The sequence below is a fragment of the Streptomyces sp. NPDC051315 genome (assembly GCF_044455165.1).
Classification (GTDB): domain Bacteria; phylum Actinomycetota; class Actinomycetes; order Streptomycetales; family Streptomycetaceae; genus Streptomyces.
Genome location: NZ_JBITEN010000002.1, coordinates 166,177 through 188,617, shown reverse-complemented (window position 1 = coordinate 188,617; position 22,441 = coordinate 166,177). Strand labels below are relative to the sequence as shown.

Here is a 22,441-nt window from a genome sequence, read left to right as displayed (position 1 = left end):
CGGAGGAACCGGTGACGCAACACCCCCCGACCGCAGACGAGTTGCTCCGTGCGGTCACCGACACGTTCGACCCCGCGGAGCGGCCCGGCGAGGACGACAGCCTCATCTCCTGGGGCCTGGACTCGATCACCCTGATGAGGATCGCCGGCGGCTGGCGCCGGCAGGGCGTCAGGGTCGGCTTCGCCGAACTGGCCAGGGAACCGACGCTCCGGGCCTGGCGCGCCCTGCTGGCCTCCCGTACGGCGGCCGCCCCCCGGACCGCACCCGAGCCCGCACCGCCCACGCCCGTGACCGTCCCGGACGAGCCCTTCCCGCTGGCCGTGATGCAGCACGCGTACTGGATCGGCCGCGGCGAGGACACCACCCTCGGCTCCGTCGCCGCCCACCTCTACGTCGAGTTCGACGGCGCCGACGTGGACGCCGACCGCCTCGAGGCGGCCGTACGAGCCCTCGCGGCGCGGCACGACATGCTGCGCGCCCGCTTCACCGACGACGGCCGCCAGGAGATCCTGCCGGCGCTCACCCGCCCCGCCACGACCGTCCACGACCTGCGCGAACTGGACGAGAAGGCGGCGTGGGCGCGGCTGGACGAGCTGCGGTACGCGTCCTCGCACGCACGGCTGGACGTCGCGGCCGGCGAGGTCTTCTCCGTGCTGCTGTCACTGCTGCCCGAGGGACGCACCCGGCTCCATGTCGACGTCGACATGCTGGCCGCGGACGCGCTCAGCTACCGGGTCCTCCTCTCCGACCTCGCCACGCTGTACGAGGACCCCGGTGCCTCCCTGCCGCCGATCCGCACCAGTTACCCGGCGTACCTGGCGGAACGCGCCGACGTACGGCGGCTGAGCCGCGCGCAGGCGCAGGAGTGGTGGCGCCGACGTGTGCCGGAGCTTCCCAGCGCCCCCGACCTGCCCCTGGTGCCCGAGGCCGAACGGGCCGATCCCACCCGGGTGACCCGCCGCCACCACTGGCTGCCGCCAGAGGAGAAGCGGCGGCTGACCGCCCGAGCCCACCAGCACGGGCTGACCCCGGCCATGGCGGTGGCGACGGCCTTCTCGGAGGTGCTCGCCGCCTGGAGCGGACAGCCCCGCTTCCTGCTCAACGTGCCCATGTTCGACCGGCGCGGCTCGCACCCCGACGTCGACCTGCTCGTCGGTGACTTCACCAGCTCGGTGCTGCTCGACGTCGACCTGGGCGAGCGCGCGCCGTTCGCCGAGCACGCCCGGCGCCTCCAGGACCGTATGCACACCGATGCCGCGCACTGCGACTACTCCGGTGTGGAGGTCCTGCGCGACCTCTCCCGCGAACGCGGCGAACAGGTCCTCGCACCCGTCGTGTTCACCAGCGCGCTCAACCTCGGCGAACTGTTCGACGCCGGTGTACGGCGGTCCTTCGGCGAGCCGGTGTGGATCATCTCGCAGGGACCGCAGGTCCTGCTCGACGCGCAGGTCACCGAGGTCGACGGGGGGCTGCTGGTCAACTGGGACGTCCGCGAGGACGCGTTCCCCGCCGGGCTGATCGACGCGATGTTCGCCGCCTTCCACGGTCTCGTCGCCCGTCTCGGCACCGACGACGAGGTCTGGGAACAGCCGGTCCCCGCCCTGCTCCCCGCCGACCAGCGGACGGTGCGCGCCGCGGTCAACGCCACCGACGGCCCGCGCGGCCACCGCCTGCTCCACGAGGCCTTTTTCGCCCGGGCGGCCGAACAGCCCGATGCCCCGGCACTGCTGTGGGGGAGTGAGCAAGTCTTGGCCTACGGGGAGTTGGCGGACCGCGCGCTGCGCTGTGCCGCCGCCCTCGTGGCCCGTGGCGTGCGCCCCGGGGACACCGTCGCCGTCAGCCTCCCCAAGGGGCCCGACCAGATCACCGCCGTCCTCGGTGTGCTGGCCGCGGGGGCCGCGTACGTACCGGTCGGTGTCGACCAGCCTCCCGCCCGCCGGAACCGCATCCACGCCATCGCGGGCTGCCGCGTGATCCTCACCGACGGCCGCCTCCTGGACGGCCCCGGTGACCCGGACGTCCTGCCGGTGGCGGAGGCGGTGCGCGAGACGCCCCTGCCGGAGCCGGTCCGAGCGGACGAGGAACAGGTCGCCTACGTCCTGTTCACCTCGGGCTCCACCGGTGAGCCCAAGGGCGTCGAGGTACCGCACCGGGCGGCCGTGAACACGATCGACGACCTCGACGAGCGCTACGCGGTGGGCACGTCGGACCGCTGCCTCGCCCTGTCAGCGCTGGAGTTCGACCTGTCCGTCTACGACGTCTTCGGTCTGCTCGGCGCCGGTGGCGCGGTGGTCCTCGTGGCCGACGACGACCGGCGCGAGGCCCGCCGGTGGGCCGACCTGGTGCGCACGCACAAGGTGACGCTCGTCAACTGCGTGCCCCCGCTCCTCGACATGCTGTTGCTCGCCACCGCCCCCGGCGAACTGACCGGCCTGCGGGCGGTGTTGCTGGGCGGCGACTGGGTCGGGACCGACCTGCCCGGCCGGCTCGCCGAGCGCGCCCCCGGCTGCCGGTTCGCGGGCCTCGGCGGCACGACCGAGACCGCGATCCACTCCACCGTGTGCGACGTGCGGGACGGTCGGGTGCCCGCTCACTGGAAGGCGGTCCCGTACGGCACCCCGCTGCGCAACGTGCGCTGCCGGGTGGTCGACCCGCGCGGCCGGGACTGCCCCGACTGGGTGCCGGGCGAACTGTGGATCGGCGGGGACGGGGTGGCCCTCGGCTACCGGGGCGATCCGGTGCGTACGGCCGAGAAGTTCACGGAGGCGGACGGTGTGCGCTGGTACCGCACCGGCGATCTCGCCCGCTACTGGCCCGACGGCACCCTGGAGTTCCTGGGCCGGCGCGACCACCAGGTGAAGGTCCGCGGTTTCCGGATCGAACTGGGCGAGGTGGAGGCGGCCCTCGCCGGACACCCCGCCGTCCGGCGGGCCGTCGCCGGGCTGACCCGGGGGCGGGGTGTCCAGCTGGCGGCCGCGGTGGCCGCCGCCAAAGTCACCGAGGGCGAACTGCGTGACTGGGCGCGGTCGGTACTGCCGCCGCACATGGTGCCGGCCCGGATCGCCGTCACCGGGGAGCTGCCGCTGACCTCGAACGGCAAGCTCGACCGGCGGGCCGTGCGGGAGCTGTGGGAGGGGGAGTCCGAGGGCGGGCACCGGGCGCCCGGCACCGCGCTGGAGACGGTGGTCGCCAGCACCTGGGCCGATGTCCTGGGCGTCGGACGGGTCGGCCTCGACGACGGGTTCTTCGCGCTCGGCGGCGACTCGGTGCTGGCCACCGTGATCGTGGCCCGGCTGCGGGAGGCGCTGGACACCTCCGAGGTGTCGGTCCGCTCCCTGTTCGCGAGCCTCACCGCCGGCGGCATGGCCGAGCGGCTCGCCGCCGAGGAGCGGACGCCCGGCCGGCTCGAACAGGTCGCCGCCCTCCACCTGGAGATCGAGGCGATGTCGGCCGCGGAGATCGACGCGGCGCTGGGCGAGGCGTAGAGAAGAGGGGCTGCGGGGTGGACCGTACACCCCGCAGCCCCTCCGGTCCGACGGGCCGCTACCGGTCGAGCTTGGTGAACCCGGGCTCCAGGTTGTTCAGCGCCCACGGGATGCCCAGCGCGGACGGGCTCCTCAGCTGGCTGATGGTCTCGACGTCGGTGACGACGTAGTTGCCCTTCTTCACCGCGGACATGCTCTTCACCAGGGCGCTCGCCTCGAACGCCTGCCGCAGGTCCTTGGTCGTGAACGCGATGATCACCAGGTCGGCGTCCAGCCTGTCGAGCTGCTCGAACGACAGCTCACCGGTGGGGGAGCCGCTGACCGTCTTGATGTTCGTGATCGACGGGGTCAGCTTCAGCCCCAGCTCACCCATCAGCTTCGCCGCGAAGTCGTCCTCCGAGGCGATCGTGTAGATCTTGGCCGGGGTGTTGCCGATGGACAGGCTGTAGGTCTTGCCGTTCAGCCCGGGGTGCTTGGCCTTGACCGCGTCGATGGCGGCCTCGGTGTCGGAGATGACCTTCTCGGCCTCCGCCGTCCTGCCGACGGCCTTGCCCACCACCCGCACGTGCTCCTGCCAGGACTGCGCGCCCCACGCGGTCTCGTAACCGATGGTCGGTGCCACCGCGGCGAGGTTCTTGTAGTCCTTGTCCAGCTGGAAGTCGGAGGTGGCGAGGATCAGGTCCGGCTGGAGCGAGGCCACCTTCTCGAAGTCGACGCCGTTCATGGTGTCGAGGAGCGTGGTCTTCTTGGTGTCGATCCTGTCCTTCAGCCACGGGTAGACCCCGTCGGAGGCGAAGGCGTCCTTGGTGATGCCGACCGGTGTGACGCCCAGCGCGTAGAGCGCGTCGACGTCGTCCGTGCCACCGCCCCCGATCACCACCACGCGCTCCGGCTCCTTGGTGATCTTCGTGGAGCCGAACTTGTGCTTGACGGTGACCGGGAAGGCGGACGAGGAGCTCCCCTTGTCCGAGGACCCGCTGGATGTGCCGGCAGCGCTGTCCTCGTCTTCCTCGACGGAGCCGCAGGCGGTCAGGCCGACGGCCAGGATGACGGTGAGAAGGGTCGTGAGGAGCTTTCTCGACATGTGCATCCCTTTTCGCCGGGTACTGGGAGGAGCCGTACGGCCGTCAGTAAAGCAAGGTAAGGCTTCCCTTAGCAATGCATTCAGGTCAAAGTCCTGGGCCCGGCGGCTGATGTGACGTTTCCTCAGCGACCCCCGATCGCAAAGGAGTTGGCGGGGCCGGTGTCGGCCCGTGTGTGGCCGGATCTGTCTCAGGGCCGATCCGTGAGGTAACCCCCCATCGTGCGGAAGTACTCGCCCGCCGCGTACTCCGTGCCGTCGTCCGTGCGCAGCCGTCGGACCACCAGCCCCGGGAACCGGCCGCTGTGGGCCTCGGGTCCGGCCACGATGACCACGCCGTCGCCCTCCCGGATGAAGATCCGCCCGGGGGTGCCGCCGTAGCGGCCCTCCGAGACCGCCGCGGAGACGATCCGCAGCCGCCGGCCCCGGTGGTAGGTGTACGCGTTCGGGTACGGGTCCGACTGCGCGCGCACCAGCCGTTCCAGCCGCTCGGCCGGCCAGCGCCAGTCGATCCGGCTGTCCTCGGGCGCCCTCTTGTGGAAGAAGCTCGCCCGGCTGCGGTCCTGAGGCTGCCACTGCCCGGCGTCCCGCCCGGAGGCGATGAGGTCGAGGGACTCGCGCACGATGGGCGCGATCAGGTCGACCGTGCGGTGGAAGAGGTCGGTCGCCGTGTCGGTGGGCCCGACCGGAACCGCGCGCTGCACCAGGACGTCCCCGGCGTCCAGCTCGGCGTTCATGCGGTGCGCGGTCACGCCGACCCGGTCCTCGCCGTTGATGAGGGCCCAGATCAGCGGCGAGAAGCCGGCGTAGGCCGGCAGCAGGGAGTCGTGGATGTTGAGCGTGCCGTGCGGGGGGAGGTCGAAGAGTTCGGGCGGCAGCCAGGTGCGCCAGTTGTTGGCGACGATGATGTCCGGGCGGGCCGCGCGGACGGCGTCGAGGAGTTCGGGGTCGTCGGGGCGGTTGCGGAGCAGGACGGGGATGTCGTTCTTCTCGGCGAGTTCGGCGACGTTGTCGTCCCAGATCCTCTCGTAGGCGTGGTCGCTCCTGGGGTGGGTGAGCACGAGGGCGACCTCGTGATCGGAGTCGAGCAGGGCCTGGAGTGTGCGGTGACCCCAGGTCTGGTAGCCGAGCATGACGACGCGCATGACGGTTCTCCCCTCCGGCGGCTCCATTGCAAGGTAAGGCTTACCTTATCTAACATGTGGCTGCCTGAGGGAGGCGATGCCACGGTGAAACCACCGCATCTGGGATCGGACATCAGCCACGACGTCCTCGGAATCGGCTTCGGCCCGTCAAATCTCGCCCTGGCCGTAGCGATCGAGGAACACAACGCCGGACTTCCGCCGGAGCGGCGGCTCAACGCCCACTTCCTGGAACGCCAGCCGCGTTTCGGCTGGCACCGGGGCATGCTCATCGACGACGCCACCATGCAGGTGTCCTTCCTCAAGGACCTGGTGACGTTACGGAACCCGGCCAGCGACTTCAGCTTCCTGTGCTTCCTGCGCGAACGCGGGCGGCTCGTCGACTTCCTGAACCAGAAGACGCTCTTCCCGCTACGGGTGGAGTTCCACGAGTACCTCGAGTGGGCCGCCGAGCGGGTCCGCCACCTCGTCTCCTACAACCACCACGTCGTCTCCATCGACCCGGTCCGGGACGAGTCCGGCATCGTGAGCTGCTTCGACGTCGTCTGCCGGGACCCGGAACGGCCCGGCCGGACCCTGACCCGCCGGGCCCGCGACATCAGCGTGGCCGTCGGCCTCGAACCCCATGTGCCGCCGGGCGTCGAACTCTCCGAACGCGTCTGGCACAACAGCGAGCTGCTGCCCCGGGTCGCCGCACTCGGCGCCGAGGGCCGCCCGGTGCGCCGCGCCGTCGTCCTCGGCGCCGGACAGAGCGCCGCCGAGACCGTCGACTACCTCCACCGCTCCTTCCCCGAGGCCGAGATCTGCGCCGTCTTCGCCAAGTACGGCTACACCCCGGCCGACGACAGCCCCTTCGCCAACCGCATCTTCGACCCCGAGGCGGTCGACGTGTACTTCACCTCGCCCTCCGAGGTGAAGCAGTCCCTCTTCGACTACCACCGGTCCACCAACTACTCCGTCGTCGACATGGACCTGATCGAGTCCCTCTACGCCACCTCCTACCGGGAGAAGGTGGCCGGCCACGAGCGGCTGCGCTTCCTCAACGTCTCCCGCATCCGCGGCGTACGGCCGAGGAGCGACGGCTCCCTCGACATCGCCGTGGAGTTCCTGCCCACCGGCGAGGAACAGGTGCTGGAGGCCGACCTGCTGGTGCACGCGACCGGATACCGCCCACGGGACCTGACGGCCCTGCTCGGCGAGGCCGCCAAGGTCTGTCTGCGCGACGACGGGGACGCCCTGCGCGTCACCCGCGACCACCGTGTGGAGACCGCCCCGGACGTCACCGCGAACATCTACGTCCAGGGCGGCACCGAGCACACCCACGGCCTGACCTCGACCCTGCTGTCCACCACCGCGGTCCGCGCCGCGGAGATCCACGGCTCCCTGCTGGACCGACGCGCGGCATCGGTCTGAGAGCCGCCGGCACCGCACCGTCCGCACGGCCGCCGCCCCGGCCTCGTCGTGCGCACCGAGGGGGACCCGGTGCGCACGGGCATCCGCTGCCCTATCGTGCGGGGACCAACACCGTCGGGAAGAGGTGGGGCATGACCCACGTCGAGGACGAGCTGACCGGCCAGCCGGAGTGCTGGACCCGCGCCGCGACCGAAGTCTCCCGGTACGCACAGCGGTTGCCGCGACCCGGCGAACGTGTCGCGATCGTCGGATGCGGCACCTCCTTCTTCATGGCCCAGGCGGCGGCGTCCCTGCGCGAGGGAGCGGGCCACGGCGAGACCGACGCCCACCCCGCCTCCGAGTTCCCGTACCACCGCGCCTACGACCGGGTCGTCGCCCTCACCCGGTCCGGCACCACCACCGAGGTCCTCGACCTGCTCGCCCGACTGCGGGGACGCACCCGGACCACCGCGATCACCGCGGATCCGGACACCCCGGTCATGACGGCCGCCGACCAGGCCGTCGTCCTCGACCACGCCGACGAACGCTCCGTCGTCCAGACCCGCTTCGCCACCACCGCGCTCACCCTGCTCCGCGCCCACCTCGGCCTGCACACCGACGCCGTGGTCACCGACGCCCGCACCGCGCTCGCCGAGCCACTGCCCCAAGACCTCGTCGAATGCGGTCAGTTCACCTTCCTTGGCCGAGGCTGGACCGTCGGACTGGCGAACGAGGCGGCGCTGAAGATGCGCGAGGCGGCCCTGGCCTGGACGGAGGCGTACCCCGCGATGGAGTACCGGCACGGACCCATCAGCATCACCACCCGGGCCAGGGCGACCTGGATGTTCGGCGAGGCACCGGAGGGGCTGGCCGCACAGGTCCGCGCCACCGGTGGCCTGTGGGTCCAGGGCGAACTGGACCCGCTCGCCGAACTGGTCCGCGCCCAGCGCCTCGCCGTCGCCGTGGCCGCCGCCCGCGGCCTCGACCCCGACCGCCCGCGCCACCTCACCCGCTCGGTGATCCTCGCGCCCTGAGCAGCCCGCTTCCGGGCGCCGCGCCGTTGAAGCGCCCGCCTTCGTCGACGAGGAGACACCGTGCCCCTCACCACCACCGGCGAGCTGGTCACCCGTGCCCGCGCGGCCCGTACCGCCGTCGCCGCCTTCAACATCATCACGCTGGAACACGTCGAGGCGGTCATCACCGGCGCCGAGCGCGCCGCCGCGCCCGTCGTCCTCCAAGTCAGCGAGAACGCCGTCCGGTTCCGCGAAGGACGCCTGCTCCCGCTCGCCCGCGCCGCCGTCACCGCCGCCGAACGGGCCGCCGTGCCCGTCGCGTTGCACCTCGACCACATCCGCAGCGACCCCCTGCTCCGGCAGGCCGCGGACGCCGGCTTCAGTTCCGTCATGTACGACGCCTCGCACCTGCCGTACCACGAGAACCTCGCCGCGACGCGGGTGGCCGTCGACCGGGCGCACGCCCGGGGGCTGTGGATCGAGGCGGAGCTGGGGGAGATCGGCGGCAAGGACGGCAGGGCGCCGCGCGACGCCCACGCGCCCGGCGCCCGCACCGACCCGGCCGAGGCCGACGCCTTCGTCACGCACTCCGGCGTCGACGCCCTGGCCGTCGCCATCGGCAGCGTCCACGCGATGACCACCCGCACCGCGAGCCTCGACCACGCCCTGCTCGAACGGCTCACCGCGACCCTCGACGTGCCCCTGGTGCTGCACGGCTCCTCCGGAGTCCCGGACGAGGAGCTGAGGGCCGCCGTCGCGGGCGGCATCGCCAAGGTCAACATCGGGACCGCCCTCAACCAGGCCCTGACCGGGGCGATCCGCGCGCACCTGGGCGCCCACCCGGACGCGGTCGACGCCCGCGCCTACCTGAGCGCGGGGAGGGAGGCGATGGCCCGGACGGTCGAGCGGATCGTCACCGGGGTGGGACTCAGCCCCGCTTGACGGCCTTCAGCACCACGAACTTCGGATCGCCGGCGACCAGGCGGCTGTTGCCGAACAGCCGCCGGAGCTTCACGTGGTACCCGAGGTGCCGGTTGCCCACCACCCAGAGCTCACCGCCGGGCCGCAACACGCGCCGCGCCCCGGTGAACATCCGCCACGCCGTGGCGTCCGTCGTCGCCTGGTGGGAGTGGAACGGCGGGTTGTTCAGGACGACGTCCACACTGCCGTCCGGCACCCCCGCCAGCCCGTCCCCGACCCGGAACTCCGCGTCCCCCGGCGCCCCGTTCGCCCGGTACGTCGCCTCCGCCGAGGCCACCGCCTGGAACGACTCGTCGGTGAACAGCACCTCCGCCCGCGGGTTGGCCAGCGCCACCGCCGTCCCGACGACGCCGTTGCCGCAGCCCAGGTCGACGACCCGCTGCGCGCCGTGTGTCTGCGGCAGGTGCCGCAGGAAGAACCGGGTGCCGATGTCGAGCCGGTCGGCGCAGAACACGCCCGCGTGGTTGACGACCGGGCGGCCGGAGAGCGCCCCGATGCCGTCGGGCAGGTCGTAGCCGTACGGCCACGGATTGGCGGGGCGCCGCAGCGCCGGGTCGGCCGTGGTGAAGATCAGGCGGGCCTTCTGCTGAGCGAGGGAGGTCCGGGTGGGGCCGAGGATCCGCTCGAAGAGCTGGAGCGTCGAGGTGTGGATCTCCTTCACCATCCCCGTGCCGACGACCACCGTCCCCGCGTGCACCGAGGGCGCCAGCCGCAGCAGCTGGTCCTCCAGCAGCGCGAGGCTCTTCGGCACGCGCACCAGCAGCACGTCGACCCGCTCGGGGGGCGCGTCCCGCGTGGTGAGCAGCCGGACGGAGCCGGGCTCGACACCGTTGCGGGCGAGGTTCGCCCGGGTGGCCTGCTGTCCCAGCCAGGAGTCGGTGATCTGCGTCGGCCGGTGCGCCGCGAGCGCCGTGACCAGCGCGCCCCAGCGGTCGCCGAGCACCACCACCGTCCCGGTCAGCGGCACCTCCTGCTCGGCGAGGTGCCGCAGCAGATACGCGTCGGAGGCGTCCCAGGCGCGCAGTCGGTCGCGCGGGTCCTCGGGGTGGCGGGTCAGGGCGATCTCGCCCCACGGCGTCGGCATACGGTCGTTCATCGTGTGCCCAAGGCTACGGCCTGTCCGGCGGGCCCTGCCGACGCGGGGCCCGGCCCGCTCACCTGCGCCGACGAGCCTCCGCCGGTTTCCCGCCGCCTGACCCGCCTGACCCGCCTGACCGGCTCGGGCCGAGCCGCGGCTCGGACGCGCCGGGGGAGGATGGTGCCATGGACACCGAGCTGTTTCCCCGGGAGCGCGCGGAGATCGCGCCCGGCGCGGTGCACCTGCCCGACTGGCTGGACGCGCCCCGCCAACGCGAGCTGCTGGAGGCCTGCCGGGAGTGGGCCCGCCCACCCGCCGGGCTGCGCACGGTCCGCACTCCCGGCGGCGGCACGATGACCGCCCGGCAGGTCTGCCTGGGCTGGCACTGGTATCCGTACGCCTACGCCCGCACGGTCGTCGACGGCGACGGCACCGCCGTGAAGCCGTTCCCCGCCTGGCTGGGCGAGCTGGGCCGGCGCGCGGTGGCCGACACGCTGGGCCCGGAACCGGCCCGGTCGGCGGCGTACGACATCGCGCTGATCAACTTCTACGACGGCGACGCCCGCATGGGCATGCACCGCGACGCCGACGAGAGGTCCGACGCGCCGGTGGTCTCCCTCAGCCTCGGCGACACCTGCGTCTTCCGCTTCGGCAACACCGAGACCCGCGCCCGGCCCTACACCGACGTGCAGCTGCGCAGCGGCGACCTGTTCGTCTTCGGAGGGCCGTCGCGGCTCGCGTACCACGGGGTGCCACGGGTGTGTCCGGGGACGGCGCCGGCCGGACTGGGACTGAGCGGTCGGCTGAACGTCACCCTGCGGGTCAGTGGCTTCCCGGACGCCACCTGACCAAGCGGATCATGGGAGACTCCCCCTCATGAGCGGCAAGGCGGACCCCCGGCCGGCGGGGGAAGGGACCACCTCGAGGGCGCGGTTGGACCGGGGGCGCGGTGCGCTCGGTCCCGCGTTGGAGCTCGTGCACACCGGACGGGCGCCGACCCGCGCGGTGCTCACCGCCGAACTCGGCGTCACGCGCGCCACCGCCGGCGCGGTCGCCGCCGAACTGGAGGCGCTGGGGCTGATCCGGGTCGACGCGCGTCCCGGCGCCGCCGCCGGTTCCCAGGGCCGCCCCTCCCACCGGCTCCAACTCGCCGACGACGGGCCCGTCGCCCTGGCCGCCCAGGTGCACGCCGACGGATTCCGGGCCGCGCTGGTCGGCCTCGGCGGGAGAATCGTCGCCACCACGCCCGGCTGCGAGACCGTCGACGCCGACCCGGCCAAGGTGCTCGCCACCGTCGTCGAGGCCGGCGCCGAACTGCTGCGCGCCACCGGCCGCCGCTGTGTGGGCGCCGGACTCGCCGTACCGTCCGCGGTCGCCGAACCCGAGGGCCTGGCACTGAACCCCCTCCACCTGGCCTGGCCGGTCGGGGCGGCCGTCCGGGAGATCTTCGCCGAGCGGGTCCGCGCGGCCGGGATCACCGGTCCCGCCTTCGCCGCGAACGACGTCAACCTCGCCGCCCTCGCCGAGCACCGGCACGGCGCCGGGCGTGGCGCCCGCGACCTGCTGTGCGTGGCCACCGGGCACCGCGGGGTCGGCGGCGCGCTGGTGCTCGACGGGCGCCTGCACACGGGCAGTTCGGGCCTCGCCCTCGAAGTCGGCCACCTCACCGTCAATCCCGAGGGCCGCCCGTGCCACTGCGGCAGCCGCGGCTGCCTCGACGTCGAGGCGGACCCGCTGGCCCTCCTCACCACCGCCGGCCGCGAACCGGGCCCCGAGGGTTCCCTGCTCCAGCAGGCCAACGACCTCATCCGCGAGGAGTACGCCGACCCGGTCGTCCGCACGGCCGCCGAGGCCCTGGTCGACCGGCTGGGCCTCGGGCTCGCCGGGCTGGTGAACATCCTCAACCCCGACCGCATCATCCTCGGCGGCCTGCACCGCACCCTGCTGGACACCGACCCCGACCGCCTGCGGGCGGTCGTCGCCGACCGCAGCCTCTGGGGCCGCAGCGGCGGCGTCCCGATCCTGGCCTGCTCCCTCGACCACAACAGCCTGGTCGGCGCGGCGGAACTGGCCTGGCAGCCGGTGCTCGACGACCCGCTGGCAGCCCTCGGCGCGGCCTGAGCGCCCCGGGGCGGATCCGGCCCCGACGCCCGGATCCGCCCCGCCCTCGACCCGCGGGCCGGCGCCGACGACGGACACCGCGTCGTCAGGACCGCCTCGACGGACTCCTCGCCGCGACCCCCAGTAGGTTGACGTCATGACCGACAAGCTCACCGTGAGTGTCCTGGGCACCGGCATCATGGGTGCCGCGATGGCCCGCAACCTCGCCCGCGCCGGACACGACGTCCGGGCCTGGAACCGCACCCGCGCCAAGGCCGAACCGCTGACCGCCGACGGGATCACCGTCGCCGACACCCCCGCCGAGGCCGTACGGGACGCCGACGTCGTCCTGACCATGCTCTACGACGGCCCCGCCGCCCTGGAGACCATGCGGGAGGCCGCTGCGGCCCTGCGCGCGGGCGCCGCCTGGGTGCAGTCGACCACCGCGGGGACCGAGGCGATCGGCGACCTGGCGGCCTTCGCCCGCGAACACGGCCTCGTCTTCTTCGACGCGCCGGTGCTGGGCACCCGCCAGCCGGCCGAGGCGGGGCAGTTGACGGTCCTGGCGGCCGGACCCGAGGAGAGCCGGCCCGTGGTGGCGCCCGTCTTCGACGCGGTGGGCGCGCGGACGGTGTGGACCGGCGACGACGGCGGCGCGGGCAGCGCCACCCGGCTGAAACTGGTGGCCAACAGCTGGGTGATCGCGGCCACCGCCGCGGCCGGTGAGGTGCTGGCCCTGTCGCGGTCCCTGGACGTCGACCCGAACGCGTTCTTCGCGCTGATCGAGGGCGGCCCCCTGGACATGGGGTACCTGCGCGCGAAGGCCGCCCTGGTCCTCGACGGCCGCCTCTCACCCCCGCAGTTCGCGGTGACGACGGCGGCGAAGGACGCCCGCCTGATCGTCGAGGCGGGACGCAGGAACGGCGTCCGGCTCGACGTGGCGGCCGCGAGCGCCGAACGCCTCGAACGCGCCGCGGCCCAGGGCCACGCGGACGAGGACATGGCCGCCGCCTACTTCGCCAGCTTCGACGAGCCGGCCTGAGCCCCGAACCCGGCCGACCCCGACGGACCGGCGCGGCACCCCCTGCACGGATGGGCTAAAGTAGGTAGACCTACCTACCTATCGGAGGCTGTGATGACGGAGACCGCCGCGGGTACGCCACGATCCACCCGGCGGCGACCGGCCCGGGAGCGGCTGTTGGCCGCCGCGGCGCGCCGCTTCTACGCCGACGGCGTGGCGGCGACCGGGATCGACACGATCACGGCCGAGGCGGGCGTGGCGAAGATGAGCCTGTACAACAACTTCTCCTCCAAGGCCGACCTGGTGAAGGCGTACCTCGACGCGCGGCACGAGGAGTGGCTGGGCCTGTACCGGGCGCGGCTGGCGCAGGCCCACGGCCCGCGTGACGGCGTACTCGCGGTCTTCGACGCCTACGCCGATCACGCGGCGTTCGCCTACGAGCACGGCTTTCGCGGGTGCGGCCTGCTGAACGCGGCTGCCGAACTGCCTGCCGGAGACGAGGGACGGGCCGTGGTGCGCCGGCACAAGGAGGAGGTCGAGGGCCTGCTCGCCGGCCACCTCGCGGACCTGCTGCCCGAGCGGCCCGAGCAGGCGCGCGCGAGGGCGGAGCACCTGGCGTTCCTGCTGGAGGGCGCGATGGCGCGCGCCGGCCTCGAGGGCGAGGGCACCCGTCTGCGGCACGCCCGCGCGATGGCCGCGGACCTGCTGGACACGCTGTGAGGCGCCCCGCCGGGCGCCCCGCCCGGTCGGTGGGCGCGGGGTCCCTGTGCGTCCTCGCTGCGTCCGTGCTGTGGGGCACCACCGGCACGGCGGCCACCTTCGCCCCGGCCGTGGGACCGCTGGCCATCGGGGCGGTCGCGATGGGCCTGGGCGGACTGCTCCAGGCTGCGACGGCCGCTTCCCGGATCGCCCGTTACGCCCGGGACCTGCGGGCCCGGTGGGGTGTCGTGCTGCTGGGCTCGGTCGCGGTGGCGGTCTACCCCCTGGCGTTCTACAGCTCGATGCGTCTGGCCGGAGTCGCCGTGGGGACGGTGGTGTCGCTCGGCACCGCCCCGCTGGCGTCCGCCGTCATCGAACGCGTCGCGGACCGGCGTCGGCTGTCGCGGCGCTGGACGCTCGCCGCCGCCCTCGGCCTGCTGGGCACGGCCCTGCTGTGCGTGGCCGAGGCCACGCGGGACCACGGTGACCGGGAGCAGGCGTCCCTGGGCGCCACGGTGCTCGGGGTGGGGCTGGGCCTGATCGCCGCCGCGACCTACGCCCTGTACTCCTGGGCGGCTCACCGGCTGATCACCCGCGGGATCGCCTCCCGCGCGGCGATGGGCGCGGTCTTCGGGGTGGGCGGACTGCTCCTCGTGCCCGTCCTGCTGGCCACCGGCGCCCCACTCGTCGGTTCCTGGTCCAACGCGGCCGTCGGCGTGTACATGGCGCTGGTGCCCATGTTCGCCGGCTACGTCCTGTTCGGCTGGGGGCTGGCGCACGTGCCCGCCAGCACGGCGACCACGCTGTCCCTGCTCGAACCGGCCGTCGCCGCCGTCCTGGCCGTCCTGGTCGTCGGCGAACGCCTCCCCGCGGTCGGCTGGACCGGCATCGCACTCGTCGTGGGCTGCCTGGCCGTTCTCACCGCCCCGGCACGCCGCACCCGGCGACCGCGAGAGCGGGAGGACGACGGCGTCTCAGCGGATGCGGATGCCGCGCGTTCCGTGGCAGCCCACGGACGTGCCGCGCACACGGGAGCCGCGCACGCGGGTTCGCCCCGGGGGGACGCGGCAGACGGGGGCGCGTCCCTCCCCGCTGCCGTGGCCGACAGGGACGCGCCCCACCCCACTGCCGTGTCGCTCGTCATCCGCCCCGACCCGGATCAGTGAGTTCCCGCACCGGCTCGGTCGTCCAGCGCCACTGCGCACCGAAGGCCCGCCAGGGATTGCCGGTCAGGATGCGCGAACAGGCTCCTCGCCCACGGGGAGCGGCGGCCGTGGCCGCACCCGGCGCAGCAGATACGGCATCCCGGGCCCCCGTCCACCGAGCAGGCCGCGGCGGTCGTGGTGTCGCCACCCGGCAGCAGCCGGTCGCCGAACCCGGCCTCGACGAGCGCCCGTACGGCGTCCGGCATCCGCCGGTCCAGGGCGTGGTGGGCCCTCGACGGGCCGTCGAACGCCAGGTGGCAACGCGACGCGGCGGGCTGGCGGTGGACCACGTCGTCGGGGGAGCGGTTGAGGTGGCCCAGGATCACCCGGGGCGGCGGCACGCCCAACTCCCCCCACGGCAGGGCGAGTATGTCGAGCGCACCGGTCCCCAGCTCCAGGTGGACGGCACCCGGTCGCTCCGGTCGCGTGGTGGGCCTCGGCGGCGGTCATGGTGCGGCGGGCGTGCGCGTCGAGGGCGTGGAAGCCGCCCGCGCCCTTGACGAACCCGGCCCGCGCGCCCGACGTGCCGATGCCCTCGGTCAGCCCGGCCACGACCACCTCGGCCGGCCGCCGCGCAGCCCGTCCGGTGTCGCCTCGTCGTAGTGCACGTCCTGGTGCAGTCCCGTCGCCGCCACGATGTGCACCCCCGTCTCCCGGGACAGCGGCGGCAGATCGGCCGCGCGCCGCCCCAGCCCGTACGGCGTCCACTGGGCCACCGCGCCGCCGCCCCGCGCGCGGAACGCGGCCGGCTCCACCCGTGCCGCCGGCACACTCCGCGACTCCTGCCCCGGCGGCCGCGGACTGCCGAGGAAGAGGTGGTCGTGCGCGTCGCACACGCCGAGGTGCTCCGGCGGTACGTCGCGAACACCGTACGGACTCAGGTCACCACTGCCGGCCCCCGGGCAGAGCGGCCCGCCCCGGCGCCGACACGTGCAGCACCTGGAACAGGTCGCCGCCGGCCTTCACCGTGGCGGGCTCGGCGTGCTCCCACAGCGAGAAGTGCACGGTCTCCCAACGGCTCGTGTCGACGGCCGCCGCGGCGAGCACCGCCCCGTCCTCCCGCGCGAGCCGCCCGGCCTCGTCCGCCGCCTCCCGCAGGGCCTCGGCGTACACCACCCCGTCCGGCACGGGACGACGCCGCCGTACCGCGAACCGGGCCGGGGAGCCGGCGGCCACGCCCTCCTCGTACGCGAGGCCCGTCCACTGCCGCACCGCCGGGCGTCCGAAGTCGTCGCTCAGGCCCTGGAAGGGCCCGCCCCACAGGAAGGCGTTCATGCCCTCCACGCTGTTCCACAGGTAGAACGGCGCGTACTGGTTGACCGGCGAGCCGTGCGCCCCCCTTTCGCGCAGCAGGTACGCCTTGAGGCCGAGGCCGGCCCAGTCGTCGAGTTTGTGCCCGACGCGGGACACGCGCGCGCGGATGATGCCCGTGTCGTAGTCGGCGGGCAGCGTCAGTTCGTACTGCATGGCGTGCATGCGGGCTCCTCGGGCGGTGGGGTGGTCGTACGGGCCGGCGTTCCCTTGCGGAGGTAGGGAGAGGCAGGGGGCTCTCCGCGTGCGGAAGGCGCGACGGGGCGGAAGGGGTGGAGGGCCGAGAGTCCCTCGGAGTTCGGGAGAGCCGGGGAGCAGCGGAGTCCCGGAAGTGCCGGAAGCACCGGAGGTTCGGCGAGTTCGGAGCGTCAGGACGTCCGGGCCGTCCCGGACACCCGCGGAGAAAGGAGGGACAGCAGCCCCCGGACTCCGGCGTGGAAGGCGGCCGACGTGCCGGAGGCGCGGGCGAGTACGTAGCCGCCCTGCACGGTCGCCACCACCGCCGCCGCGATCTCCTCGCCGTCCACCCCGGGGCCGAACTCACCCCGCGCCTTGCCCTCCTCGACGATTCCCGCGAGCCGCCCGCGCAGCCAGCCGATCGTCTCGTCGACCGGCGCGCGCAGGTCCTCGTTCGCCACGACGTCCGGATCCATGGTCAGCCGCCCGATCGGGCACCCGCGCAGCACGTCACGCTCACGCAGCAGATACGCCTCGATCCGCTCGTACGGCGTGCCCGGCCCGCCGAGTACCCGCTCGGCGGTGGCCCGCATCTCCTCGGCGGTCCGCCGGATCGCCGCCAGGGCGAGATCGGGCTTGCCCTGGAAGTGGTGGTACATGCTGCCCTGCCCGGCGCCGGCCCGCTCCAGGATCGCCTTGGGGCTCGTGCCCACATAGCCGCGCTCCCAGAGCAGCTGACGGGTGGACTCGATCAGTCGCTCCGACGTGCTCACGCCCACACTGTACATACTAGTAGTTACAGACGTCGAGCCGTTCCGACCTGACTCGCTCCCTCGCCGCCCCCGGCGGTCGCTTCGCCTCCGGCGAGATCGACGAGGACGCGTTCCGGCGCCGGCTGTCCGTCCTGGACGAGCAGTTCGGCCGCGGGGCGGTACGGCATGAGTACGGCCACCATCCCGGGCGGCCGCCGGGTCGGCTCGGCCGTGGAGGTCCACGGCGAAGCCGACACGCCGCCCGAGCCCGGGCCGGACCCACGGCGGCGACGACACGCCGTGAGGGACCGGGACGGGAGGGCGTGGCGTTTCCGGGCTCGCCGGTCCCGTCCTCGTACGGGCTTCCCTTGGCCACGCCCGGACGACCCCTCCGCGAGGAGGGGTCACCGCCCGGTCAGCCGACCACGGCCGACCGGGCGGGAGCGTGGGCCGGAGCGCGGCCGTCGACCGCGACGACCTCCGGGAACAGACGCACCCCCTGGTCCGCGGTCACACGGCGGGGTGGACGCGCCGCCCGCTCACGTGTGGCGCCGGTCGTCGGCAGGGTGAACCACACGACCTTGCCGGACTCGCCGTCCGGCTGCGCGCCCCAGCTCTCGCTGACCGCGGCCACCATCGCGAGCCCGCGCCCGCAGGTGGCGAGCGTGCCGGGGTCCGTGATGTCCTCCACCACCGGAAGCCGCGGGTCGTGGTCGCGCACGGAGACGGTGAGCCGGTCGAGCAGCAGTTCCAGCTCCACGGTGCACGTCTTGTCGGGCTGGGCGTGCCGGTGGACGTTGGTCAACAGCTCCGTCACACCGAGCGCGGCCCGGTCTATCAGGGGATCCAGATGCCAGTAGCGCAACTGCGCCGATACGATTCTGCGGACCTGGCCGATCCGCGACGGCAGGGCTTGAAGCTCCACCGTGCAGTGCCTGCTTGGGTTGCTGATCACGGCTGCGACTCCCCGACGTGAGGTCCGGAAGAACACGGAGTTCGGATCGATCGGAGCAGTGCGTCTGCGCGAGGCGGCCGCCTGCTGTCGTGGCCGGCGGGCTGGTTCGCAGCGTTATCGCCGGTAAACCCAGAGTGACGTGAGACCAGCGTGACGCAAGGGGTGGGGAACCGCAACTCGCCGTCAGGATCCGACCACCCTGCGCGGCCGGTTCAGTCCTCGCGCCCCGCCGCCCTGCGCACGGCCTCGATGAACCGGCGCGCCGCGGGCGGCCCCGGCTGGCCCGGCGCCGGGTCGTGCTCGCCCAGGGTGAGCAGGTACCGCTTGCCGTTCAGGTCGGCGAGCGCCCGGTCCTCCGGTACGAACCAGGGCTTGGAGGCGCGGACGGCCTGCACCGGCGCGCTGTCGATCTCGCTGCCGTAACTCGTGAGCAGCTCCAGCCGGCCGTCGTTGATCCGGACCTGTCCGGCCCGGGTGAGCGAGCGCAGTCGCTTCCCGATCCGCACGCCCGTCGCCGTGAACTCCGGCTCCGCCATGCCCCGCCCCCTTGCCCGTGGGTGTGCCGGCCCGGTGTCCCCGTGGGCCGGAAACGAACTCGTGTCGTGATCCAGTGTGCGCCCCCGTCCGGGACCTCCGTCCCGCCGGGTGCAGTCTGCCCGCGCACGGCGTCGAGCACCAGTGCGCACGACACGCGGTCCGGGGCGGTCGGAGCACTCGCGCGAATGCGCCCCCCATCCCGCGCGCCCTTTGGCCCCAGGACCGCCTTTGAGCCCCTCAAAGATGCGTTTATGCAGGTGGGAAGTGGTGTGGGAGGTGCTTATGATCGAAGCGTCGGCCGCGTGAGGCGCCGTCGGCGCGACGTACGAAGGAGCCCTGCCGTGACCACCCCCCAGCAGATCCCCACCGGCGCCACCCTCGACGTCGACCGCAGCGACACCGCCTACCGCACCTGGCTGAAAGAAGCCGTCCGCAAGGTCCAGGCCGACGCCAACCGCTCGGCCGACACGCACCTGCTGCGTTTCCCGCTGCCCGAGCGGTGGGGCATCGACCTGTACCTCAAGGACGAGTCGACCCACCCCACCGGCAGCCTCAAGCACCGCCTCGCCCGCTCCCTCTTCCTCTACGGCCTGTGCAATGGCTGGATCCGGCCGGACCGTCCGGTGATCGAGGCGTCCAGCGGCTCGACGGCCGTCTCCGAGGCATACTTCGCCAAGCTGATCGGCGTGCCCTTCATCGCCGTCATGCCCCGTACGACGAGCGCCGAGAAGATCCGCCTGATCGAGTTCCACGGCGGCCGGTGCCACTTCGTGGACGACTCACGGAAGATGTACGAGGAATCCGCGCGCCTCGCGGTGGACACCGGCGGTCACTACATGGACCAGTTCACCTACGCCGAACGGGCCACGGACTGGCGCGGCAACAACAACATCGCCGAATCCATCTTCCGCCAGCTGGAGTGGGAGCGATTCCCGGAACCCGCCTGGATCGTGGCCACGGCCGGCACCGGCGGCACCTCCGCGACCATCGCCCGTTACGTCCACTACATGCAGCACGACACCCGCATCTGCGTCGCCGACCCGGAGAACTCGTGCTTCTTCGAGGGCTGGACCACCGGCGATCCGGACGTCACCTGCGACTGCGGCTCCCGTATCGAGGGCATCGGCCGGCCCCGTATGGAGCCGAGCTTCGTGCCCGGTGCCGTCGACCGGATGATGAAGGTCCCGGACGCCGCCAGTGTCGCCGCCGTCCGCGCCCTGGAGCGGGCCATCGGCCGCAAGGCGGGCGGCTCGACCGGCACCGGCCTGTGGAGCGCGCTGAAGATCGTCGCCGAGATGGTCGCCGAGGGACGGCAGGGCAGTGTGGTCACCCTGCTGTGCGACCCGGGCGACCGCTACCTCGACAAGTACTACTCCGACACCTGGCTCACCGAACAGGGCCTCGACATCGCCCCGTACACCGCGGCGATCGACACACTGCTGGCCACGGGCGTGTGGCCGGACTGACGGAGCCGCCGGGGCGGCACGGCCGGAGCCGGCGGACGGAGCCACCCGGGCAGGCGTGTCCTGGGGCACGGCCGGAGCCGCCCGGAGGGGAACGTGGGTCCGGCTGCGCGGACGCGGCCGCTCGGGTGGACGGAGGTCCTTCGGCGCGGACGGAGCCACCCTGGGCGTGCGTGGCTGAGGCACGGCCGGAGCCACCCGGGGGACGAGGTCCCCTGGCGCGACCGGAGCCGCCCGCAGGTCGACTGTCCGGTGCTCCTGACGCGGCTGCCGGGAGACCGATGCCCGGCCGGGCGGACGCAACCGTGGGAGGCGGTTCGCCGGGCCCGCGCCTGCTGCCCGGTGGGGAAGGCGACGGCGGCCTGGCGGGCAGCGGTGCGGCTGCCCGAGGACGTTGTCCAGCGGCTCGAACGGCGCGGCTCGGCCGACGCCGGCGCTACGACGGTGTCGTGAGCCTGCGGTCCAGCCGCGTCACCGCGTCCCGGAAGGTCCGGCCCATTCCTGTCCGGGCCAGCCGCAGCACACCCCGGAACGCCGCCGTGCCGTCCGCGGCGAACGTCCACTGCACCCGGGTCCCCTCCCCGGACGGAGCCAGCCGCCACTCCTCGACCAGCGCCCGGACGCCCGGCGCGTCGGTGACGTCGACCCGGTAGGCGTACACCTCCGGCGCCTGTGCCACCAGCACCGTCTCCCGGAAACGCGTCCCGCCCCGCAGCCGTACCTCACGTCCCGCGCCACCGTCGACCGCCCGCGCCGACGTCACCGCGGGGAACCAGGCGGCCCAGCCGGGGACGTCCTCGGCGAGGGCGCGGAAGACGCGATCCGGGGGAGCGGACACCTCCCGTGCGAAGACCAGCCGCACAGGTGCGGTCCCGACGAAGCCGATCTCCTCGGGTCGCAGCCGACGAGCCATGCGCACAACCCCCTCAGCACGGAGGAAACGGGTGCGTCACCCTAGCTGGCGCCCCGTCAGATGTCTGCACCCTCGTCGGGCTCGCCCGCGACCACCAGCCGCCGCAGATGCTCGGAGATCTCCGCGCGGGCCTCGGCGGCCAGACCGGAGTCCGTCACCAGCGTGTCGACCTGGTCCAGCGCCGCGAAGGAACTGAGTCCGACCACACCCCACTTGGTGTGGTCGGCGACCACCACGACCCGGCGCGCCGACTGCACCAGTCGCCGGTTGGTCTCGGCCTCCGCCAGGTTCGGCGTCGACAGACCGGCCTCCGCCGATATCCCGTGCACGCCGAGGAACAGCACGTCGAAGTGGAGCGCCGCGATGGCCTGGTCGGCGACCGGACCCACCAGCGAGTCGGACGGCGTGCGCACCCCGCCGGTCAGCACCACCGTGGCCGCGCCCTGCCGTGGGCCGGAGGCGCGCTGCGCCACGTGGAAGACGTCGGCCACGCGAACCGAGTTGGTCACCACCGTCAGATCCGGCACGTCGACGAGCCGGTGCGCCAGGGCGTACGTCGTCGTACCGCCCGAGAGCGCGATGGCGCTGCCCGGCGCGACCAGCTCCGCCGCGGCTCGCGCGATGTCCTCCTTGGCGGTCAGCTCCAGGCCGGACTTCGCCTCGAAGCCGGGCTCGTGCGTGCTCGCCTCCACCACCGGCACCGCGCCGCCGTGCACCTTCTCCAGGACACCCTGCCGGGCCAGCGCGTCGAGGTCGCGCCGCACCGTCATGTCCGACACGCCGAGCTTGCGGGTCAGCTCGTTGACGCGGACGCCGCCGCGACGCCGGACCTCGTCCAGGATCAGGGCGCGGCGCTGCTCCGCGAGGAGGTTCTGATTCTCACTCACGTACGCTCCGGTCCTCTCGCCTCAAGCCGATCCACTCCGTCCGACACGCCCGCACACCTGCGACGACGAGGACATTGTGCCGGTCGGCCGGTGTGGGCGTCCCATCCTCGCACGGGCCGGTACCGGTCGCGCCACCCCCTGCCCGACGCGTGCATGTCACGTTCTGGACCTCCGCCGGTCCCGTTCGGCACACGGATCGGGGGAGATTCGGTGACAACGGGTGTGCGCGGGCCGCTGAGCGGAGATCCT

Annotated in this window: 19 protein-coding genes and 2 pseudogenes; 11 read left to right on the top strand and 10 right to left on the bottom strand. The window is 73.5% G+C overall.

Going from position 1 to position 22,441, the window contains the following annotated elements; all coding sequences use genetic code 11:
* Nucleotides 1-11 precede the first annotated feature (11 nt).
* Nucleotides 12-3,485, top strand: coding sequence for an amino acid adenylation domain-containing protein (locus tag ACIBBD_RS04110; RefSeq protein ID WP_399417720.1), 3,474 nt, complete (start codon nucleotides 12-14; stop codon nucleotides 3,483-3,485).
* A gap of 58 nt (nucleotides 3,486-3,543) precedes the next feature.
* Here ACIBBD_RS04110 and ACIBBD_RS04105 read toward each other — a convergent pair whose 3' ends face one another.
* Nucleotides 3,544-4,569, bottom strand: coding sequence for an iron-siderophore ABC transporter substrate-binding protein (locus ACIBBD_RS04105; RefSeq protein ID WP_399417719.1), 1,026 nt, complete (start codon nucleotides 4,567-4,569; stop codon nucleotides 3,544-3,546).
* Nucleotides 4,570-4,757: 188 nt separating this feature from the next.
* The gene (locus ACIBBD_RS04100; RefSeq protein WP_399417718.1) at nucleotides 4,758-5,711 is read right to left on the bottom strand and encodes a methionyl-tRNA formyltransferase; all 954 of its coding nucleotides are present in this window, start codon (nucleotides 5,709-5,711) and stop codon (nucleotides 4,758-4,760) included.
* Between the two features lie 54 nt (nucleotides 5,712-5,765).
* On the opposite strand from ACIBBD_RS04100, the gene ACIBBD_RS04095 reads away from it, so the two are divergent.
* The 3 genes from ACIBBD_RS04095 to ACIBBD_RS04085 all read left to right on the top strand — a co-directional run bounded on the left by ACIBBD_RS04095 (nucleotide 5,766) and on the right by ACIBBD_RS04085 (nucleotide 9,055).
* Nucleotides 5,766-7,121, top strand: a complete 1,356-nt coding sequence (locus tag ACIBBD_RS04095; RefSeq protein WP_399417717.1) for a lysine N(6)-hydroxylase/L-ornithine N(5)-oxygenase family protein — start codon at nucleotides 5,766-5,768, stop codon at nucleotides 7,119-7,121.
* A 131-nt stretch (nucleotides 7,122-7,252) separates the two neighbouring features.
* The gene (locus ACIBBD_RS04090) at nucleotides 7,253-8,134 is read left to right on the top strand and encodes an SIS domain-containing protein (protein WP_399417716.1); all 882 of its coding nucleotides are present in this window, start codon (nucleotides 7,253-7,255) and stop codon (nucleotides 8,132-8,134) included.
* 60 nt (nucleotides 8,135-8,194) lie between these two features.
* Nucleotides 8,195-9,055 carry a ketose-bisphosphate aldolase gene (locus tag ACIBBD_RS04085; RefSeq protein ID WP_399417715.1) on the top strand — a complete coding sequence of 287 codons (861 nt, stop codon included), beginning with the start codon at nucleotides 8,195-8,197 and terminating at the stop codon, nucleotides 9,053-9,055.
* On the opposite strand, the gene ACIBBD_RS04080 is transcribed toward ACIBBD_RS04085, so the two are convergent.
* Nucleotides 9,042-10,190, bottom strand: a complete 1,149-nt coding sequence (locus tag ACIBBD_RS04080) for a methyltransferase (RefSeq protein ID WP_399417714.1) — start codon at nucleotides 10,188-10,190, stop codon at nucleotides 9,042-9,044. The genes ACIBBD_RS04085 and ACIBBD_RS04080 overlap by 14 nt on opposite strands.
* 167 nt (nucleotides 10,191-10,357) lie before the next feature.
* Here ACIBBD_RS04080 and ACIBBD_RS04075 point away from each other — a divergent pair, with 167 nt between their 5' ends.
* The 5 genes from ACIBBD_RS04075 to ACIBBD_RS04055 all read left to right on the top strand — a co-directional run bounded on the left by ACIBBD_RS04075 (nucleotide 10,358) and on the right by ACIBBD_RS04055 (nucleotide 15,158).
* Nucleotides 10,358-11,020, top strand: a complete 663-nt coding sequence (locus ACIBBD_RS04075) for an alpha-ketoglutarate-dependent dioxygenase AlkB family protein (RefSeq protein WP_399417713.1) — start codon at nucleotides 10,358-10,360, stop codon at nucleotides 11,018-11,020.
* Nucleotides 11,021-11,048: 28 nt separating this feature from the next.
* The gene (locus tag ACIBBD_RS04070; RefSeq protein ID WP_399417712.1) at nucleotides 11,049-12,293 is read left to right on the top strand and encodes an ROK family protein; all 1,245 of its coding nucleotides are present in this window, start codon (nucleotides 11,049-11,051) and stop codon (nucleotides 12,291-12,293) included.
* A 136-nt stretch (nucleotides 12,294-12,429) separates the two neighbouring features.
* The gene (locus tag ACIBBD_RS04065; RefSeq protein WP_399417711.1) at nucleotides 12,430-13,314 is read left to right on the top strand and encodes an NAD(P)-dependent oxidoreductase; all 885 of its coding nucleotides are present in this window, start codon (nucleotides 12,430-12,432) and stop codon (nucleotides 13,312-13,314) included.
* Between the two features lie 93 nt (nucleotides 13,315-13,407).
* Entirely contained in the window at nucleotides 13,408-14,013 is a 606-nt protein-coding gene (locus ACIBBD_RS04060; RefSeq protein WP_399417710.1) for a TetR/AcrR family transcriptional regulator, read from the top strand.
* Between the two features lie 65 nt (nucleotides 14,014-14,078).
* Nucleotides 14,079-15,158 (top strand): DMT family transporter, encoded by a 1,080-nt coding sequence (locus tag ACIBBD_RS04055; RefSeq protein WP_399417709.1) that lies wholly within the window; start codon nucleotides 14,079-14,081, stop codon nucleotides 15,156-15,158.
* On the opposite strand, the pseudogene ACIBBD_RS04050 reads toward ACIBBD_RS04055, so the two are convergent.
* The 3 genes and pseudogenes from ACIBBD_RS04050 to ACIBBD_RS04040 form a co-directional block, all read right to left on the bottom strand.
* A pseudogene (locus ACIBBD_RS04050) lies at nucleotides 15,133-16,078 on the bottom strand (phosphotriesterase). The gene ACIBBD_RS04055 and the pseudogene ACIBBD_RS04050 sit on opposite strands and share 26 nt — an antisense overlap.
* A gap of 1 nt (nucleotide 16,079) precedes the next feature.
* Nucleotides 16,080-16,673, bottom strand: a complete 594-nt coding sequence (locus tag ACIBBD_RS04045) for a DUF4865 family protein (RefSeq protein ID WP_399417708.1) — start codon at nucleotides 16,671-16,673, stop codon at nucleotides 16,080-16,082.
* 203 nt (nucleotides 16,674-16,876) lie between these two features.
* Entirely contained in the window at nucleotides 16,877-17,473 is a 597-nt protein-coding gene (locus ACIBBD_RS04040; RefSeq protein WP_399417707.1) for a TetR/AcrR family transcriptional regulator, read from the bottom strand.
* Nucleotides 17,474-17,517: 44 nt separating this feature from the next.
* Between ACIBBD_RS04040 and ACIBBD_RS04035 the strand changes: the two are divergent.
* Nucleotides 17,518-17,613 (top strand): annotated as a pseudogene (locus ACIBBD_RS04035) (SHOCT domain-containing protein); the annotation flags it as partial.
* 239 nt (nucleotides 17,614-17,852) lie between these two features.
* Here ACIBBD_RS04035 and ACIBBD_RS04030 read toward each other — a convergent pair.
* Both ACIBBD_RS04030 and ACIBBD_RS04025 read right to left on the bottom strand, forming a co-directional pair.
* On the bottom strand, nucleotides 17,853-18,392 hold the full coding sequence (locus ACIBBD_RS04030) for an ATP-binding protein (protein ID WP_399417706.1): 540 nt from the start codon (nucleotides 18,390-18,392) through the stop codon (nucleotides 17,853-17,855).
* Between the two features lie 212 nt (nucleotides 18,393-18,604).
* Entirely contained in the window at nucleotides 18,605-18,928 is a 324-nt protein-coding gene (locus ACIBBD_RS04025; RefSeq protein ID WP_399417705.1) for a hypothetical protein, read from the bottom strand.
* Between the two features lie 342 nt (nucleotides 18,929-19,270).
* Between ACIBBD_RS04025 and ACIBBD_RS04020 the strand changes: the two genes are divergently transcribed.
* Nucleotides 19,271-20,395, top strand: coding sequence for a PLP-dependent cysteine synthase family protein (locus ACIBBD_RS04020; RefSeq protein WP_399417704.1), 1,125 nt, complete (start codon nucleotides 19,271-19,273; stop codon nucleotides 20,393-20,395).
* 433 nt (nucleotides 20,396-20,828) lie between these two features.
* Here ACIBBD_RS04020 and ACIBBD_RS04015 read toward each other — a convergent pair whose 3' ends face one another.
* A complete protein-coding gene (locus ACIBBD_RS04015) occupies nucleotides 20,829-21,305 on the bottom strand; it encodes an SRPBCC family protein (protein ID WP_399417703.1) in 477 nt (158 codons plus the stop codon).
* A gap of 56 nt (nucleotides 21,306-21,361) precedes the next feature.
* Complete coding sequence (locus tag ACIBBD_RS04010) at nucleotides 21,362-22,192, bottom strand: DeoR/GlpR family DNA-binding transcription regulator (RefSeq protein WP_399417702.1); 831 nt, start codon at nucleotides 22,190-22,192, stop codon at nucleotides 21,362-21,364.
* Nucleotides 22,193-22,441 lie beyond the last annotated feature (249 nt).

Coding starts and splice junctions, on each gene's coding strand:
- ACIBBD_RS04060 (WP_399417710.1), top strand. CDS start 13,408: ATGACGGAGACCGCCGCGGGTACGCCACGATCCACCCGGCGGCGACCG.
- ACIBBD_RS04105 (WP_399417719.1), bottom strand. CDS start 4,569: ATGTCGAGAAAGCTCCTCACGACCCTTCTCACCGTCATCCTGGCCGTC.
- ACIBBD_RS04090 (WP_399417716.1), top strand. CDS start 7,253: ATGACCCACGTCGAGGACGAGCTGACCGGCCAGCCGGAGTGCTGGACC.
- ACIBBD_RS04070 (WP_399417712.1), top strand. CDS start 11,049: ATGAGCGGCAAGGCGGACCCCCGGCCGGCGGGGGAAGGGACCACCTCG.
- ACIBBD_RS04025 (WP_399417705.1), bottom strand. CDS start 18,928: ATGGCGGAGCCGGAGTTCACGGCGACGGGCGTGCGGATCGGGAAGCGA.
- ACIBBD_RS04095 (WP_399417717.1), top strand. CDS start 5,766: ATGTGGCTGCCTGAGGGAGGCGATGCCACGGTGAAACCACCGCATCTG.
- ACIBBD_RS04040 (WP_399417707.1), bottom strand. CDS start 17,473: ATGTACAGTGTGGGCGTGAGCACGTCGGAGCGACTGATCGAGTCCACC.
- ACIBBD_RS04080 (WP_399417714.1), bottom strand. CDS start 10,190: ATGAACGACCGTATGCCGACGCCGTGGGGCGAGATCGCCCTGACCCGC.
- ACIBBD_RS04065 (WP_399417711.1), top strand. CDS start 12,430: ATGACCGACAAGCTCACCGTGAGTGTCCTGGGCACCGGCATCATGGGT.
- ACIBBD_RS04075 (WP_399417713.1), top strand. CDS start 10,358: ATGGACACCGAGCTGTTTCCCCGGGAGCGCGCGGAGATCGCGCCCGGC.
- ACIBBD_RS04100 (WP_399417718.1), bottom strand. CDS start 5,711: ATGCGCGTCGTCATGCTCGGCTACCAGACCTGGGGTCACCGCACACTC.
- ACIBBD_RS04015 (WP_399417703.1), bottom strand. CDS start 21,305: ATGGCTCGTCGGCTGCGACCCGAGGAGATCGGCTTCGTCGGGACCGCA.
- ACIBBD_RS04045 (WP_399417708.1), bottom strand. CDS start 16,673: ATGCACGCCATGCAGTACGAACTGACGCTGCCCGCCGACTACGACACG.